Annotated in this window: 21 protein-coding genes and 1 pseudogene; 8 read left to right on the forward strand and 14 right to left on the reverse strand. The window is 42.6% G+C overall.

All coding sequences use genetic code 11. The features are described 5' to 3' along the window. Nucleotides 1–100: 100 nt before the first annotated feature. The 6 genes from IX95_RS10035 to IX95_RS10055 all read right to left on the reverse strand — a co-directional run bounded on the left by IX95_RS10035 (nucleotide 101) and on the right by IX95_RS10055 (nucleotide 1,605). The gene (locus IX95_RS10035; protein WP_038159412.1) at nucleotides 101–415 is read right to left on the reverse strand and encodes a hypothetical protein; all 315 of its coding nucleotides are present in this window, start codon (nucleotides 413–415) and stop codon (nucleotides 101–103) included. A 9-nt stretch (nucleotides 416–424) separates the two neighbouring features. Further along, nucleotides 425–625: a hypothetical protein gene (locus tag IX95_RS10040; protein WP_038159414.1), complete on the reverse strand. Its 201-nt coding sequence runs from the start codon at nucleotides 623–625 to the stop codon at nucleotides 425–427. A 17-nt stretch (nucleotides 626–642) separates the two neighbouring features. Beyond that, nucleotides 643–924, reverse strand: coding sequence for a hypothetical protein (locus tag IX95_RS10045; protein WP_038159416.1), 282 nt, complete (start codon nucleotides 922–924; stop codon nucleotides 643–645). A gap of 11 nt (nucleotides 925–935) precedes the next feature. Next, nucleotides 936–1,079 (reverse strand): hypothetical protein, encoded by a 144-nt coding sequence (locus IX95_RS26515; protein ID WP_160174998.1) that lies wholly within the window; start codon nucleotides 1,077–1,079, stop codon nucleotides 936–938. Nucleotides 1,080–1,126: 47 nt separating this feature from the next. Then, complete coding sequence (locus IX95_RS10050) at nucleotides 1,127–1,336, reverse strand: hypothetical protein (protein ID WP_038159419.1); 210 nt, start codon at nucleotides 1,334–1,336, stop codon at nucleotides 1,127–1,129. A gap of 65 nt (nucleotides 1,337–1,401) precedes the next feature. After that, nucleotides 1,402–1,605 (reverse strand): hypothetical protein, encoded by a 204-nt coding sequence (locus IX95_RS10055; RefSeq protein ID WP_038159422.1) that lies wholly within the window; start codon nucleotides 1,603–1,605, stop codon nucleotides 1,402–1,404. Between the two features lie 445 nt (nucleotides 1,606–2,050). On the opposite strand from IX95_RS10055, the gene IX95_RS10060 reads away from it, so the two are divergent. From IX95_RS10060 to IX95_RS10070, 3 genes are all read left to right on the forward strand, one after another. Then, nucleotides 2,051–2,308 carry a prevent-host-death protein gene (locus IX95_RS10060; protein ID WP_038159423.1) on the forward strand — a complete coding sequence of 86 codons (258 nt, stop codon included), beginning with the start codon at nucleotides 2,051–2,053 and terminating at the stop codon, nucleotides 2,306–2,308. Nucleotides 2,309–2,320: 12 nt separating this feature from the next. Then, nucleotides 2,321–2,662, forward strand: a complete 342-nt coding sequence (locus IX95_RS10065) for a type II toxin-antitoxin system RelE/ParE family toxin (protein ID WP_038159426.1) — start codon at nucleotides 2,321–2,323, stop codon at nucleotides 2,660–2,662. Nucleotides 2,663–2,762: 100 nt separating this feature from the next. Beyond that, nucleotides 2,763–3,359: a DUF2913 family protein gene (locus IX95_RS10070; RefSeq protein ID WP_038159428.1), complete on the forward strand. Its 597-nt coding sequence runs from the start codon at nucleotides 2,763–2,765 to the stop codon at nucleotides 3,357–3,359. On the opposite strand, the gene IX95_RS10075 is transcribed toward IX95_RS10070, so the two are convergent. After that, on the reverse strand, nucleotides 3,354–4,025 hold the full coding sequence (locus IX95_RS10075) for a tyrosine-type recombinase/integrase (RefSeq protein ID WP_038159430.1): 672 nt from the start codon (nucleotides 4,023–4,025) through the stop codon (nucleotides 3,354–3,356). The two genes, IX95_RS10070 and IX95_RS10075, sit on opposite strands and share 6 nt — an antisense overlap. A 388-nt stretch (nucleotides 4,026–4,413) precedes the next feature. Here IX95_RS10075 and IX95_RS26940 point away from each other — a divergent pair, with 388 nt between their 5' ends. After that, nucleotides 4,414–4,542, forward strand: a complete 129-nt coding sequence (locus tag IX95_RS26940) for a hypothetical protein (protein WP_268745322.1) — start codon at nucleotides 4,414–4,416, stop codon at nucleotides 4,540–4,542. Nucleotides 4,543–5,048: 506 nt separating this feature from the next. Continuing rightward, complete coding sequence (locus IX95_RS10080; RefSeq protein ID WP_038159433.1) at nucleotides 5,049–5,825, forward strand: hypothetical protein; 777 nt, start codon at nucleotides 5,049–5,051, stop codon at nucleotides 5,823–5,825. 476 nt (nucleotides 5,826–6,301) lie between these two features. On the opposite strand, the gene IX95_RS10085 is transcribed toward IX95_RS10080, so the two are convergent. The 7 genes from IX95_RS10085 to IX95_RS10115 form a co-directional block, all read right to left on the reverse strand. Continuing rightward, the gene (locus tag IX95_RS10085; RefSeq protein ID WP_038159436.1) at nucleotides 6,302–6,565 is read right to left on the reverse strand and encodes a hypothetical protein; all 264 of its coding nucleotides are present in this window, start codon (nucleotides 6,563–6,565) and stop codon (nucleotides 6,302–6,304) included. A 186-nt stretch (nucleotides 6,566–6,751) separates the two neighbouring features. Further along, nucleotides 6,752–7,477: a hypothetical protein gene (locus tag IX95_RS10090; protein WP_038159439.1), complete on the reverse strand. Its 726-nt coding sequence runs from the start codon at nucleotides 7,475–7,477 to the stop codon at nucleotides 6,752–6,754. A 57-nt stretch (nucleotides 7,478–7,534) separates the two neighbouring features. Then, nucleotides 7,535–8,362 carry a competence protein CoiA family protein gene (locus IX95_RS26620; RefSeq protein WP_038159442.1) on the reverse strand — a complete coding sequence of 276 codons (828 nt, stop codon included), beginning with the start codon at nucleotides 8,360–8,362 and terminating at the stop codon, nucleotides 7,535–7,537. 14 nt (nucleotides 8,363–8,376) lie between these two features. Further along, nucleotides 8,377–8,832: a hypothetical protein gene (locus IX95_RS10100; RefSeq protein ID WP_038159446.1), complete on the reverse strand. Its 456-nt coding sequence runs from the start codon at nucleotides 8,830–8,832 to the stop codon at nucleotides 8,377–8,379. Between the two features lie 267 nt (nucleotides 8,833–9,099). Next, entirely contained in the window at nucleotides 9,100–9,645 is a 546-nt protein-coding gene (locus IX95_RS10105; RefSeq protein ID WP_038159449.1) for a hypothetical protein, read from the reverse strand. A 134-nt stretch (nucleotides 9,646–9,779) separates the two neighbouring features. Further along, nucleotides 9,780–10,295, reverse strand: coding sequence for a hypothetical protein (locus IX95_RS10110; protein ID WP_038159452.1), 516 nt, complete (start codon nucleotides 10,293–10,295; stop codon nucleotides 9,780–9,782). 856 nt (nucleotides 10,296–11,151) lie between these two features. Then, nucleotides 11,152–11,685, reverse strand: a complete 534-nt coding sequence (locus IX95_RS10115; RefSeq protein WP_038159456.1) for a hypothetical protein — start codon at nucleotides 11,683–11,685, stop codon at nucleotides 11,152–11,154. Between the two features lie 685 nt (nucleotides 11,686–12,370). Between IX95_RS10115 and IX95_RS10125 the strand changes: the two genes are divergently transcribed. The 3 genes and pseudogenes from IX95_RS10125 to IX95_RS25855 form a co-directional block, all read left to right on the forward strand. Next, a complete protein-coding gene (locus IX95_RS10125; protein ID WP_038159463.1) occupies nucleotides 12,371–12,667 on the forward strand; it encodes a hypothetical protein in 297 nt (98 codons plus the stop codon). Then, nucleotides 12,664–13,641 carry a PoNe immunity protein domain-containing protein gene (locus tag IX95_RS10130; protein ID WP_051912529.1) on the forward strand — a complete coding sequence of 326 codons (978 nt, stop codon included), beginning with the start codon at nucleotides 12,664–12,666 and terminating at the stop codon, nucleotides 13,639–13,641. Before IX95_RS10125 ends, IX95_RS10130 begins: the two co-directional genes overlap by 4 nt. A gap of 135 nt (nucleotides 13,642–13,776) precedes the next feature. Beyond that, nucleotides 13,777–13,971: pseudogene (locus IX95_RS25855) on the forward strand (integrase core domain-containing protein); the annotation flags it as partial. Nucleotides 13,972–14,162: the final 191 nt, after the last annotated feature.

Genomic DNA, 14,162 nt, shown 5'->3' on the forward strand with positions numbered 1-14,162 from the left:
CCAAGTCAGGCCGCACCAGTACAACGGTGGCTTAACTCCGAATGAGTCGGAAAGGCTTTACTGGGAAACTTACAAAACTGTGGCCAATTTTAATTGACCACTACAGGCGCTTCTTAGCAGTAGCCAAGACAATGAGATAAGATACCGGATAGAAGATTACTAGAGGCAATAACGGTAAGTTTCTAAAAACCAATTGACCTTTCTGAGATATATCGAGATCGTCACTCACAAATTTCAATGGTTCAAAACTACCAGGAAGGAATGAGATCATCATATGATTCATACTAATAGCTAGTTCTTTATCAAACATTGGAATGATAAAAGTCCCTAGAGCTACTACACACATGACAGCTATAACAACGCTCAGTACTGCTTGACGTTCCGGTAATAATTCTACTTTTTTTTGCTCTTCCATTTTCGCCCTCTAATTAAGTCTTTTTTTTCGTTTTTGTTGGTATGCAATCGTTGCGACAACAACAGGAACAACCAAGCTACCAATCGTAGTACCGATAGACAGAAAACTAGCTCCCAACAAAACTGCTACCAAATGACCGCCAACAAACAAGAACATTAATCTTGCTACGGCTTTAGGCCAAGACTCCATATACTCTGTAAAATCAAACATTGCTCCCTTTTCCCTCATTACGCTGCTACAGGTTTAAGTTCTACGATTTCGTAGTCGGGCGACTCTTCATATTTAGCTACTCCAAGCACTTCAACCTCAAACGAACCTTCTTCATCTAAATCAATGCCAACGCATTCTAGGACCGCTGTTGCGCCCTCATCGATGAGGTCATTCTCAAACACATCACAATCTTCAAGAGAACTTAACCAACGTTCTTCAACTTTAGTGATTGCAGCACTCTTCTTGATACCTACAGTAAAATGAATTGTTGCCGCGAAATTTGGTTTTGCTACGTGCATGAATTTTCCCTCTACTTGAATTTATGCCCTTGAGCTAACAGCTCAATCTTTTGTGGTTCCGTAATAATGACTTCGCGCTTCTCTTCCTCAACCCAACATTTATAAGCCACTACGTGAACAATTTTTTCATCAACACCAAGTATTTTAAAAGTCATCACATCTCTCCTAGAAGTTGGGCGACTCCTAAAAGCCGCCTTTATTATTAATACAACTTGATAGGGCCTGATTTTTTGTATGTGTCGATGAAAAGCTGTTTCAATAACTCTTGCTCTCCATTGCATTCGTTGCACGCTTGCTTAGATACGTTAACAAACGTCGCATGACCGCTACCATGACGAAAGCAAGCCGCAAGATTAAAACTACCATCGTGTGCGTTGAGGGCACCAATTGAACATATATCTTGTGTTGTCATTTTTACTTACCGTTGTTTTCCTAACCGATAAGTAAATTATAGTGTATCAGATACACTAACGCAAGCTATTTAAGTGTATCTAATACACCTTTTTTAATTCTATCTAATTCGAGCAGCGTTTGGATGTGGTTTGCTATTTGTGGCGGTACATCATTACGCCCACTGTTATAGCTCTTATGCGTATCAATAGATATTCCTAGCTTTTCTATCCACTCTGAAACCGTCAGATTTAAATCTGTACGCGCCGTTTTGTAATCATCAGTTGTCATTTTTATCACATCATAAAACAAGTAATACAAGTGTATAATTTACACTATACACATTGTGACTTACGAAACAAACCCCGTAGGGATAAGCGAAGCGAAACCTTAGAGATATATCAACGAGTGAGGAACGTGCGCTACTGCACTATATAGAGGGGGATCAGCGGGTAGTGGAGGTCAGTACTGACTCAAAGCGTGTACTCCGGCCAGCAGGGTAGGGATAGTGACGTTGAGATGAGCATTCCTCTACCTTGCCAGAATAAAAAATCGAGGCGCTTATAGCGACCTCTTAGGTTATAGCCTTGCTATAAATACAAAAAAAGACTAAATTAAGTCTTTATTTGAACTCACTTAAGATTAGGTATAGAATTAACGTGTCCCTTATTGGTGGAGGGCTTACATAATTCTAATCCCACCTTAATCGCTACACGCAATTCAATGGAAAACTACTATGGCGGAACTTTGCACATCGAACGTGGAAACAGTAAGTTTCCTGAAAAAAAATGCAGCCAACTTACCTTTAAGTGAGCCGCTGACTATCACACAGAACGGTAAACCAGCTTACGTTGTAGAATCGTTCGAAGATCATAAGAAGCGTCAAGATGCTATTGCGTTACTGAAGCTTATCAGTTTTGCAAAAAATGACGTCAACGAAGGTCGTGTTATGTCTTCTGGTGATTTGAAAAGTAGGTTAGCTGCCCGAAAATAAGAGCAGTTGATTATGAATGATCGCATTTCGATCCAATATACTGAAACATTTGAAAACTCATTAAATGACTCTATCGACTATCTGAGTCAATGGGATGAAATACATCGAGTTGTCGAAGGTGTTGAGTCCCTTTTAGATGCCTTTGAGGAAAACGTAACTCAAAACCCCTTCATGTATTCTAGGTGTCCTGAGTTGGTCTCATTAGGAGTAACCAATATCAGGGAGTACAAAAAATCAGGGTTCCGGCTTCTTTACGAAGTTACTGATAATAATACAGTCTACGGATTGATCTTATTACGGCAGCGCCAAGACATATCAATGGCTCTTACTGATTACTGCATCATACATAAATAGAAAATGGCGCTTTCGAGCGCCTTTTCTCTATCCCCTCTTCACTTGAAAATGGTTAATAAATCCCCATATCACAACGGTCGTTGCTATCAATCATCCCGTTATGCAGATTCGAAAAGATTTTGAGTACTACCACAACTTACACCACACTGTAACCCATGCGCTCCTTCACTTACTGTGCCAGGTGTCAGCTAGTCAACGCTATGTCCCTACATCCAAGCGTAACGAAATATTGGTGAAGTATTTAAAGGCTAAGACCAAAGACAGACACTTGGCCAACATCAAGAAAGACATCAAGAAAGACATCAAACTAATGCTCAATGTTGCCCGTTCCCGCAATGGCAACCTTGAAATGAAGCTCTACCAACTCAACGAGAAAGCCAATAACACTAAGATTGAAGGAGCAGAGAGGCTGTATTCTCTTCTTTCATACCTGTACGACAAGCACGGTATTGAATCTCGGTTGTTTGAAGAAGGAAGCGAACCAGAGCCGGAAATTCTCTACATGCTAGGGGATCACATAGAGCATTGTTTTGATACCGATAACCAACAAATCGCGCCTCTCTCGATGCTGATCCAATCAGAATCAGCACCACAATTGGAAGCGATTATCAAACATCAAGGTTGGTTCTCGGCTGAAATGAAGGAATGGAACGAGGCCACCTTTCAGGCTCACATTGTCTTGCACCCTCTCTCATAGTGCTATTTCAGCCGCTTTCATTATTTGGCTATCTGATACATCAATGTACTCTAATGTCATGCTTGGTTCTGAATGCCCTAGAGCGCGCTGGATAGCCACTAATTCAACCCCTAAAGCATTCATAGTTGTTCCGTATGATCTCCGCCCCGTGTGCGACGAACAGCCTTTAAACCCACATCGTTGATACACGTTTCGAATCATTAGCTCTAGCACATCACAGGCCTGATAGTCTACCCGCTCACCTGCTTGGTTAACTCTTGTTTTACGCTTCATTGAATAGCTTCGGCCTCTGTTATTCAACACCAGTTTGCTACGTGGATTAAGCCCCTGATAAGAAGCATCAAAACTAGTAGCCCAATTTCTAGCCTTACGATAATCAACCCATTCCTGAATCATGCTTTTTGCAAGCTTACTTAGCCATATTGAACGTGGCTTTCTCCGTTTGCACAGTGAAGCTCTCAGATAGATCTCATCTTTAATCAAGCCTGCTCGTGTAAGAACATCATCAACAGTAATTTGTGCTAACTCACTGACGCGTAACGTAGAGAAGGATAAAGCCAACACGACACGTTTTAGCTCTGGATTTTGCATGAGTAGGCATCGAGCAAGCAACTTGCGGGTTTGATTGGGTGACATGCTTTTCGCCTTGGATTTTGATTTAGGCATTGTGTGTATTTCCTTTAATTGAGAGAAAAAACACACATCACGAATTGAGTCGTGTTGGACAGCATAGCACAAATAAACACGGTACTTTGGGGGAAAACGAGGAATTAAAAAAACTGAGGATAGGAGTGCGCCATGCATCCTATTCCGGAGTCCCAAAATCCGCCCACCGTTCCATTCGTAAAAACCGAGCCATATCAGATAAACTAACGAAAATAACGAAAGTAAAATATCAAACAATGAGTTAAAAACGCCTGATTACGCGTTAATAAAGCAAACAAAAACATTATATAACAATAACTTAAATACACATTTAGGTAGTAACAAAAGTGAAATATTACTGAAATATTTCCCCTCTAGTATCCCCCTCAACAATCACGGAGGAAAGACCATGCTAAAGTACAAATCACTCTATCAGTATGACCTAACCCACTTGATCGATTTGGTTGGTAAAATACTGCCTATTATTCAAATTCTCGTGGCTCTGTTCGACCGTTTCAACCCGCCACCAAGCAAGTAACTCCCCACCACGCCAATAGCTTGCTATAAGACAAGCTATTGGCATCCACGAATTCAGTACTAAACTTTTTATACGGCGTTATTTGCCGTTTTTTTCTCAGCCCCTACGTAATGATTCCCGGGCATCATTACCTACAGCCTACAAGAAGGGATCGTATGTTTCTTTATGTATGGCCAACCGTATTGAACCGATTGCTGTCCCTATTACCCTAGTTAGTTCCTGTACTACTTGGTTTCAATGAAAGATAGTCTTTAATCTGAATGCCCCACGATAAGGCGGGCCAACTCACCACTGAAGAGCCTGGTTATTAACTCTGGCCAAGCCGCACAGATTATTGAAATTGTGCTTAATCCCTCAAACATCAATACGACAAATACATTAACATTATGAATAATGTTGCATTTACAAATACAAGTAACTTATCGAATGGGATAAAACGACCATCTGAATAAATGAACCGTATCAATGCAGATATTAGAGTCACTTCACATTCGCAAGGAAGCAAGATGGCCTTAAACAAAGCCTCGAAAAAGATAAAAAAAGAAAAGTTCAAAGCCGTAACAGCCGTTGAGTTAGGGGCCATTAAAATACGCATCAATGGACGACCAAAGTTTCATTCTCGCACCCTAAAGAAGCGCCCGGTCAGTAAATCACAACACAGGCGCCATGTGATTCACTATAGCGAAAGCTTGAAGCCTCTAGTGATCACCGTGCTAGAAAAGGTATTTGAAGGTGTGACTATTGACACGGTTGAGTACCGTGAGAAAGTCACAGACATCAGAACAAGAATGACCAACAAAAACATCATCCGTTCAGGGGCTAAAAACAATTTTGACTTGAACTACCTCGTCGAGCAGTTAGTCACCGCTGTGAACTCAATAGAAGACAATTTAATATCAGACGAAGGTTCGACAAATAACGCGATTGAGCACGTCCGAACTTTTGTGAAAGAAGCAAAAGAAGCAATCGTGGGAATGCCCATTGATCAAGCCAAATTCAAAGCATTAGAAAAGTTGACCTATGAAGATGACAGCACTCCCATTAAGGCGGAAATGGTCAGAATCGTAAAAATAATACGCGAGTGGGTGACGTGCGCCAGCTCTATTGATGAGTTGACACAAAGCCTTGATAACGCCAGGTACGGAGTCACGACCGATATGCCTTTCGCTTGGAAAAAAACAAACGGACGGCTTTTAAGTTGGCACGACAAAGCATACAGAGTCGCACATGATCCGCACTCTACGGGTAAGCAAGCTTTGGACGTGCTGTTGGAGATTTTTTAGTGCCAAAAATGAAGTCTTTAACGGTTCAATTTTGCATGCAAAATTTTTGTTTAGACAAGGAAGCGACTTACCTAGACATACCACATACGGCACTACTGCCCTCCAATCGATTAAAGACGCTTCAGAATAAAGCCGTATTCCTAGGCACCCAATACGAGTAATTGAATAGAGGGTGGCAATGACATCACCATTTGACCGACACAACAATACTGTAAAGCGAACGTATCGTGCACGAGCTAATAGTTGTGCTGGACCACATCGTTGGATCGACCATCCAAAACCAGATTATGAGGGACAGAATATTTGTAAATATTGCCCTATGACTGGCCAAAAACTGGGAAACCATGTGATTCCAGATTGTAAGCTAATAGGTCAATAGTTGCAGTGAAGTACATAAGGAAGTCTCCGATGGCATTTACTGTAAAGCTGGCATATGGTTCCCCGTTTCAAATGGCCGCACTACCGTGTATAGGCGCCTACTTATTCTCTTGAATCTGCTCACCTTTGATCGTCTCCCAGTGAACAAAACGCTCTTCATTCACCACGACCATCGGATAAGGCACCGTGAAATAAGCCAATGCTTTACACGCTGTACATCGATGCGGAATTTGGTTGTGCTCAGCCAGACGTTTCTCTGAACGGTCAACATGGAAAACGCCTTTCTGACAGCGGCAGTGGTAATCAACCAGTTGAGCGTTCTTTAACGGGGTAAATGTGTGATTGGGTTGTTTCCAGTTCATGAATAACGAGTCCTTTTTCGTAACCGGTAAGAGCGGTGTACTCCATTAGTAAATTTTGCATGCAAAAATCAAGGCTCGCTTATTGGCTGCTATAAGCGCAGCTTGTAGAGACCATAAGGAGCAACGGGGTGTGGGGTCGTGGCCCCACTGGTTGTCCACCGAAATAGTGGATAAGTGTCGATGCACTCAAACGTTATCTACGTTCATTGGTACATAAGTTAGGAGATAGAGGATCACCCACCATATGATGGCCGTCATTGTGCTGAGAACCCCCATAAACAGCACCGTCCCAACTAACTGAGCCATTCCAGGGAAGAAAACGACTCCTCCCAAGACAAGAGCAAAGAAAATCGGTGCAACCAGCAGCGAACTTTGAAGTGCATTTTTAAAGTCGGCGTTACTGGGAACACAATAAAATGACAACATGATCAGACAACTTACCTCCCACCACTGGCTTCGTATCCATAATGTCTGTAGAAGGTCTGGTCCCATGATCACCGCCTTCTTTAAGGTCATGATGGGATCGCGTTCCAAATTAATCGATAAATCGATGTCACGAAATCCCCAGTAATAGGCAAGAGCCATGGTGACCAAAAATGGGGCCATTGCGATGAAGAAGTTACCCGCTACTTGAATTGTAGATAGGCGGTTATACGAGTGACACACATACGCTGGCGTAGACCAGGAAAACAACTTAACGGCAGTGATCCTATGTCCAAAACACAAAGCCATGACCAGATGACTTAATTCGTGAATCGGCGTACCGACCAGCCCAAAACAATGATACACACGGCAAGCAAGAGGATGTCGATGGATGGGCTTAATACAAAGCCCACGCCCAACATTAAACGCCAGAAAAGCGATGAGTAGAGGAACAAGTAACAAACAAAAAGCGTGAATCGTCAGTTGCATGGGAAAATTAGCCCTCAAATGAGCACAAATACGTGTAAGGGAGCCGGTCAAAAATCTTCACGATGGCTTCTTATAAAAATCAATCATTTCCGTGAGATTAGGGAACTTAATTCCCACTTGCTGCCTCACACAACCGATACACAATAGCCCTTTACCATAACTGCCCGGGTAATCGTTACACGATACACAAATGGAATCCTTTGCTTCAAGGGTCGATATCACCCCCTTCTCTGGTTCTGGTTCTGGTTCTGGTTCTGGTTCTGGTTCTGGTTCTGGTTCTGGTTCTGGTTCTGGTTCTGGTAGGTCAGGGAATTCGATGGTCACCCATTGGTTCCAATGGGTGAGTAACAAATCCAAGATTTCCTCCGGGCGATACAGTGTCACTTTATCGTTAGACTTAAACAAGTCTCGCACCATCAAATGGGTGTCAATACTCAACACTATGTCTGCCACTGACGCCAATTGCTCAAGCTCTACCCCTTTATCAACCGCGAAGGGGATCTCAATAGCGAGTGAAGTGTTGTCTTTGGAATTTTGAGTGAACGCATCAACTCTCACACCATCAATGTGGGTATCGATCTCCCATAACACATCGTCAAACGACCAGATATCGAGATCAAAAGATTGTAATCGTGGTAACTGCTGGCGAAGAATCAAAGCAATGGCTGTAACGGGAGAGAATTCACATTCGCTTGCGGTGTTGGGTATATCGGTTCTGTGCGCGAAGTGCCACTGGTTTATGTCCGCTTTTCTGGCGGTCACTGGTGTATGGCACGATAAGCAATGACACTGGCACTGATTACCTCTGGCCACGTCTTGTATGCTCACAATGTTTTCGGTCTCATTGCATCGAGCATAAGGCATCAATACGGTAGAGAAAGACATTTATGTTGTCTCCTTCAGTGTAGAGCCTGGTACAAAGCGGTCATCGCTAAGTTTACTAATTGGTTTCTCGCTTGCTTTCCGCCCTCTTTCGACGCGTCCACGATCGCATCAATCATTGTTCGTTTTTTACCTGGGTTTACTGGGTCGGGAACCGACTTTAAGGTTTCTATGGCTTTATGCGTCAGTTGAGTTCTACCCAATGACCATATATTGCCCCTCGCTCCTCGCGTATCGATATAGCCTTCTTTCTCCAACCACACGAACAGTTCGCTGCACACGGTCCACTCTCCTGGCACTGGTGTAGGTGGCGTGTTAAACAACAGATCCAAGTCATATTCGAGTCCCGTGATTTGTTGAGCTGTAAGAGGAACACGCACTGGCCAAGACTCATAGAGAGTAGCGAATATAGTTGCAGTATAGGCTTGCGCTAGCTCTGGGTTACTCTGATTTTCATTCGCTGTTGTATTCATTATTCTTCCTAGCAAATCATACTTACTATGAAAGTGCGCTCATTGACAAGCGCACTCAATCTAGGCTAGTAACCTTTACTCTTCACACTCACATTCATCGCCAACACCCCCGCAGTCTGCGCAAGTAGGACACTCACAACAAGTACCGTTCTGACCACATTGGTCGCAAATTTTATCTTCTGGGCTCATTATCATTCCTTATACATTTCATATTTTAATACGCAGCCTCTTCTGCTGCTCCATGCTTACACTGACGGTAAAGCATCCTTATTCGACGACAATGACCAGTTTGTCACCCAACGGCCCTATCATTGATATCGTTTTTCCTGTGCTTAACGGCAGCTCAAAGTTTTGAACCGATTGACCTTCCTTATATAGGGGGGAGCCCTCGTTAATACTCCATGTCAGCTCACCTGCTGGCCCCTTGGATTTAGTCGAGGCTCCCATGTCATGCTTAAACTTACCTCGAAGAATAAACCCTTCCCCATCACGGTCTATTGTGTAAGTCATCGTGGCCAGGTTCGACGACTGGGCACACTCTGTATCATTGGAACAAATCAACGCGACGCCTTGTCCCAATAGAGCGTTGTAGTAACTGCCTTCCTCACTCACCTTGTTCTGTAAACCAAAAGATTGTTTAAAACGTTGAGACAGCGTATCGCTCCGATCGTTACGGGCAGAGTAATAGGATGCGGTGATCGTGTGATCGGTTTTTGTGGCTAGCGTCTGTTCAGGTTGACCAGCGCACCCAGTGAGGTTTAAAGCCAAAGCACTAAGGGCTACTGGCAGAAAAAAGTGTTTTCCAAATTTCATAATGACTCGTTTTAACATCAAGATATTGAGACCGATTTGAATACTCAGCCTCGACTGAAAGAATTTTGCATGCAAAATTGATGATTCAATGCGCCTTGGTCACTTCGCTTGAGGTGAGAACCCAAGGCAAATCATCATCGTAGTTTGTGTGCTGTTGCCGATAACGAACCTTGCTTTGTTAGCTGCCCAGAGACGTACTGACTCTGCTTATACAAATCCTCAGTTTTATCCCATTCCAGGAAAGATTGAGTGGCCACCGTTTTGATCTGTACCGACGGCACATCTTGGTCAGGACTAAAGTGCATTGGGAACTTTAACTCCGAGCTGAACCACACCCCATTCTGATCATCTCGCAAAATGTTTTGCCATACCGAGTAAGCGCTATTACAAATTGAGGATTCAAATTCACAGACCGTAAAGTCGCTTTGTTCTGGCAGTTTTGAAATGTATAAGTACACATCGTAGTGCTGGTATTGGGGCTCCGAGTGGGCCCGATGATAGTTCAGTACAATCACACTGCTCGCCCCCTCCTTGGTGCCAATCTCGACCTTATTGACTATCTTTGCTTCACTGCCTGCATTGAGATCGGAGATGGATGAGCAACCGAGTAACAAAGTCGATGCACTTAGGGCGAATAACGTTTTTTTCATGAAAGAAACCTTTTGCATTACTGTTTTTTTAGACAGTATATAAACTTTATAATTAGGAAACAATCATCACCATGAAGAATGTATGGTTTAAGAAAATACGATGTGAAGAATATAGGACACCAATCACACCCTTTTACAAGAGTGCGCAATAACAGATTCAGATCGACCCAACTGAAGGCAAAAAAAAGCCCGTCACAAGGACGGGCAAAAACGTTAGTTTTTATGGACTGCAATTAAATGATGCTGCTTAGGATCTGGGCAATCGCCTCAAGAATCCTTGCAATAATTTCCAGAACAACAATAGCTCTGCTCATTACGCATACCTCCTTTCAGAAAGAAGGATCGCGGTTTTTCAAAGGCCACTCAGCCAACCGATAAAAAACAATTGCTGCAAAATTGATCGATGCAACAAGAGCAATCCAAATCACAGCCGGATATGAAGCTGAGCTCAGAGTACCAATCTGAGAATCCGGTCTCGCAAGGGCAAGGTATCCCTGCCCTTATAATACACAGCAAGAATTATTGTAAGGGCATCTGAATTGCTGAAGATCAAACAATTAAGTCCGTGAATTATAAGCCTATTGAATAAAAATAACTAACTGATTTTATTCGTTTGCTTATATTTTGGGCACAAAAAAACCGCCTTGGTATGGCGGCTAATTTGTTGCTGACTGATTGGTGGTCGGTCAGCTAATGCTTGTTGCATCGATCAAACTGATATCAGTATATGCTTTGTGATGAGGTTTGCAATAATTTTTCAATCACTTACTGAAAAAACTCGGTGTAAGTCGTTGAAACAACACGGAGGTGTAAATTCATCATCAAGCCAACATATTGAGACAACGAATAAATTTCCCTACCACTTGCTGCCAAAAGAAAGCTTTTTATTACCATGATGGGTACAGACCGCGAATCGCTGCGTATGCACCTCACCATTGAGGATGATATGGTGGCCAAATATCCCGTTATGATCTTCCCCTGGCGCTGGAAAGGGTCGCAAAACAGCCCCTTCATCCAACAAAGGCTGCACTTGTTTGACCGCGGCTTTAGCGGTTTCGCCAATCAGAATATTCAATGTCCGGTAGTGACTAAACAGTTCGGCCACACTGTTCAAAGGATCACTTTCTTGGTTCATAGCCTTCATAATGGCCTTGCCTACCTCAAGACTGTCGCCGTCATTCGGGCTGCGTTTGTGCCACACCATCAACTCATACGCTATTTTTAGATCTACCTCAGATGTGTTTTCTATCATTTGTGGCAAATCGACATCTTGATGGTCTGGAAACAACAACGCGAGAGCAAAGTCCGCCACACTGTAGTGAAGTGAGCAGCGGTTTTCAATTTGCTTATTCACGAGATAATCTTTATTGGTGATAAATGGGTTTTCCATACGAGGGAACCTCTATTGTTTCAATACCGCCATGTATTGGTTCTGGGGAAAAAGCTCAATGTATTTAATTCTACTATTTCATCAGGGCGCACGCTTCGTGTTAAGCAGAATTCTTGGCCACCGAAACTGATCAGCTCTCCATCATCCTTAGCGATTGAGCAAACGACCTCTAAAGGTGTTCCCAGAGACATAAGGAAGTTTTCCACCTCCTCGTCACCATCGACACACATATGTATCGCTTCTCCTCCATACATTCCGATCAACGGTCTGATACCAGCACAACCCTCTCTTGGTCTTGAGGCAACAAAGTAGATAGAAGGCGATATCTTTTCTGGGGTTTTGTGCCCATTTCAGCAGAAAGTCCAGACTTAGCTCTCAGGCTATGCCCTGTAAGGTCTAGCGGAATTATGAATCCTAAAATAATGATTCTATTGCACGCTTTTTGTACCAAAAACGATGTGACTTTGTAGTGTACTTCTAGATCACAGCCGTTATTAAGTCTAAAAACATCATATGTCATTACTTATTTGTCACCCTTACCATTGTCATAACTTAAATGGCAAGGGTGATGCCTACTTGGATTCACAAATTCATAGGTATTAACCTGATTATTCTGTTGAAGCTGATTTACTGCAATGCCTTTACGGATAAGGGGTGAAGCAGTCACATTGGACTTATCGCTGAAATGGGCGCAAAACCCCAATATCGAACAGAAGCAGGAAAGTACATTGATGGCGATGGTATTGCGAAAGATACCATGTTAAGTACAACGAAAGGCAGCAAAGGCTATAAATCTGCGAAACAAATGAGTGATAATTGGATCAAGCCAAGGGTAAAAGATGAGTTAAATAATCGACAAGCTAGAAGCTTTTATGACGAGGGCTATGAGCGTTGGTTGATGATTGTTGATGACTCTGGCAAGGTAATTAACATTACGAAGTTAGATAAACATGCAAACGCCATTGAAAAGGTGGAGATGTGAGTATAAACGAAATGAAATTTGCTCATTCTAGACGAGACGCACTTCTTGAATATGATGAGTTTATTGAGCAGGAAGAATTCTTTTTAGAGGAACCGCCTTATGGCTCCCTTAAAGATGAAGCTAAAGATATCGATCACCGTTCGGGGATCAGTTGGATGATAGCGCTTGAGCGATTTGAACATGCAATTTTAGACTACTCTGGCGGATGTTTGATGCCAGAAGTGATTGAACTTGCAGAGCTTGCTCTAAAAGAGTTAGAGAGGCATAAAAAAGATTTCAACGACGTAAATTATCTTTTTTGGGAACCCGATTCTTTCCAGTTCTTGCTATGGTGCTTAAGTTTTGTCGCGCTAACGGGCAAAACAGAGTATCTATCAACCATCACGCGCATGTATGGTACGTCTCCAGAAGTCAGTGGTGAAGCGTGTATGGCGCAGTTGTTCCGCTTGTTTAATGTTCACGGAATTCCTGACAGCAGTGAAGAGGCATTGGTTTTCCCTAAAAGCTATCAGCATTTGTACAATGCGATAAAAATAGGGCCGCTCGAACCAAGCAAAAAAGAGCGTGAAGAAAGTGTCAAAGCTTATCTTCGTGGTTGGTATAAAGGCATGAAAGATTGCTATTGGTACGGCAGACACAAAAGACCTGTCGCTAATTTTTTTGGTTACTGGTCGCTGGAAGCTGCCATGGTGACTTTATTGTTTAACTTGGATGATAGCAGTTATAACCATTTGCCTTATTACCCTAAAGATTGGGTAGAAGAGGCACGCAAACAGGGCTTTGATAAAAGTCTATCGAAAGATAAGCTACCACCCATTTACATTGCTTTTCCTGACACACCTTGCCCAGTCACTGGATTATGGCAATCTAACCTGACTTCAGACGTTACCTCTATCAAGGAAGGGGAGACAATGCCAGGGCCGATACAAGATGATAATGAAACCGCTTATTTCTGGGTATCACAAAAATCTTAATAACATGCGCTAAGCCTTACATTTTATGCCCAGCACTTGCTGGGCATTTTTAATAACGACCCAATCGGAACATGAACCGTTTAGCCCTAAAGGGCTAATTCCCATCTATTAGCCATAAACGGCTAAATTTGCATTAACGTTTTTATCGAACGATTATGGCGTAGCCTGAAATATGAGGAGATTTACTTAAAAGCTTACACGACACCTTGTGAAGCCGAGCTTGAAATCGGCAATTACATGGTGTTTTATAATGAAGAGCATAACCATCAAGGACTCAATGATCTCATTCCTGATGAAGCCCACTTCGGCAAGCAAAGATACGCTGCATAAGCTGGATCAACCACTTAAGAAACTAGTTTATGTGTCCAACCGTTAGGGTCCATTTCTTTTTCGTGCTTGAAAGTGACGATTGTAACGCTTCTGGATACAAGCGCTTTAGATATTTTTCCCTAAAGTACTTCGTCCAAATTAGAAAAGCATCTTCGAGCCTTAAACGTTTGTATAGTTTATCCTCCCCTTAT

This window comes from Vibrio sp. B183 (assembly GCF_000740665.1).
GTDB classification, from domain to species: domain Bacteria; phylum Pseudomonadota; class Gammaproteobacteria; order Enterobacterales; family Vibrionaceae; genus Vibrio; species Vibrio coralliilyticus.

What these genes read in the sequence shown, in the direction of transcription:
- IX95_RS26620 (WP_038159442.1), bottom strand. Translation starts at nt 8,362, where the DNA reads ATGTCTTTCTCTACCGTATTGATGCCTTATGCTCGATGCAATGAGACC.
- IX95_RS10085 (WP_038159436.1), bottom strand. Translation starts at nt 6,565, where the DNA reads ATGAACTGGAAACAACCCAATCACACATTTACCCCGTTAAAGAACGCT.
- IX95_RS10090 (WP_038159439.1), bottom strand. Translation starts at nt 7,477, where the DNA reads ATGCAACTGACGATTCACGCTTTTTGTTTGTTACTTGTTCCTCTACTC.
- IX95_RS10055 (WP_038159422.1), bottom strand. Translation starts at nt 1,605, where the DNA reads ATGACAACTGATGATTACAAAACGGCGCGTACAGATTTAAATCTGACG.
- IX95_RS26515 (WP_160174998.1), bottom strand. Translation starts at nt 1,079, where the DNA reads ATGACTTTTAAAATACTTGGTGTTGATGAAAAAATTGTTCACGTAGTG.
- IX95_RS10050 (WP_038159419.1), bottom strand. Translation starts at nt 1,336, where the DNA reads ATGACAACACAAGATATATGTTCAATTGGTGCCCTCAACGCACACGAT.
- IX95_RS10075 (WP_038159430.1), bottom strand. Translation starts at nt 4,025, where the DNA reads ATGCCTAAATCAAAATCCAAGGCGAAAAGCATGTCACCCAATCAAACC.
- IX95_RS10035 (WP_038159412.1), bottom strand. Translation starts at nt 415, where the DNA reads ATGGAAGAGCAAAAAAAAGTAGAATTATTACCGGAACGTCAAGCAGTA.
- IX95_RS10080 (WP_038159433.1), top strand. Translation starts at nt 5,049, where the DNA reads ATGGCCTTAAACAAAGCCTCGAAAAAGATAAAAAAAGAAAAGTTCAAA.
- IX95_RS10065 (WP_038159426.1), top strand. Translation starts at nt 2,321, where the DNA reads ATGAATGATCGCATTTCGATCCAATATACTGAAACATTTGAAAACTCA.
- IX95_RS26940 (WP_268745322.1), top strand. Translation starts at nt 4,414, where the DNA reads ATGCTAAAGTACAAATCACTCTATCAGTATGACCTAACCCACTTGATC.
- IX95_RS10105 (WP_038159449.1), bottom strand. Translation starts at nt 9,645, where the DNA reads ATGAAATTTGGAAAACACTTTTTTCTGCCAGTAGCCCTTAGTGCTTTG.
- IX95_RS10125 (WP_038159463.1), top strand. Translation starts at nt 12,371, where the DNA reads ATGGGCGCAAAACCCCAATATCGAACAGAAGCAGGAAAGTACATTGAT.
- IX95_RS10060 (WP_038159423.1), top strand. Translation starts at nt 2,051, where the DNA reads ATGGCGGAACTTTGCACATCGAACGTGGAAACAGTAAGTTTCCTGAAA.
- IX95_RS10110 (WP_038159452.1), bottom strand. Translation starts at nt 10,295, where the DNA reads ATGAAAAAAACGTTATTCGCCCTAAGTGCATCGACTTTGTTACTCGGT.
- IX95_RS10115 (WP_038159456.1), bottom strand. Translation starts at nt 11,685, where the DNA reads ATGGAAAACCCATTTATCACCAATAAAGATTATCTCGTGAATAAGCAA.
- IX95_RS10070 (WP_038159428.1), top strand. Translation starts at nt 2,763, where the DNA reads ATGCAGATTCGAAAAGATTTTGAGTACTACCACAACTTACACCACACT.
- IX95_RS10045 (WP_038159416.1), bottom strand. Translation starts at nt 924, where the DNA reads ATGCACGTAGCAAAACCAAATTTCGCGGCAACAATTCATTTTACTGTA.
- IX95_RS10100 (WP_038159446.1), bottom strand. Translation starts at nt 8,832, where the DNA reads ATGAATACAACAGCGAATGAAAATCAGAGTAACCCAGAGCTAGCGCAA.
- IX95_RS10040 (WP_038159414.1), bottom strand. Translation starts at nt 625, where the DNA reads ATGTTTGATTTTACAGAGTATATGGAGTCTTGGCCTAAAGCCGTAGCA.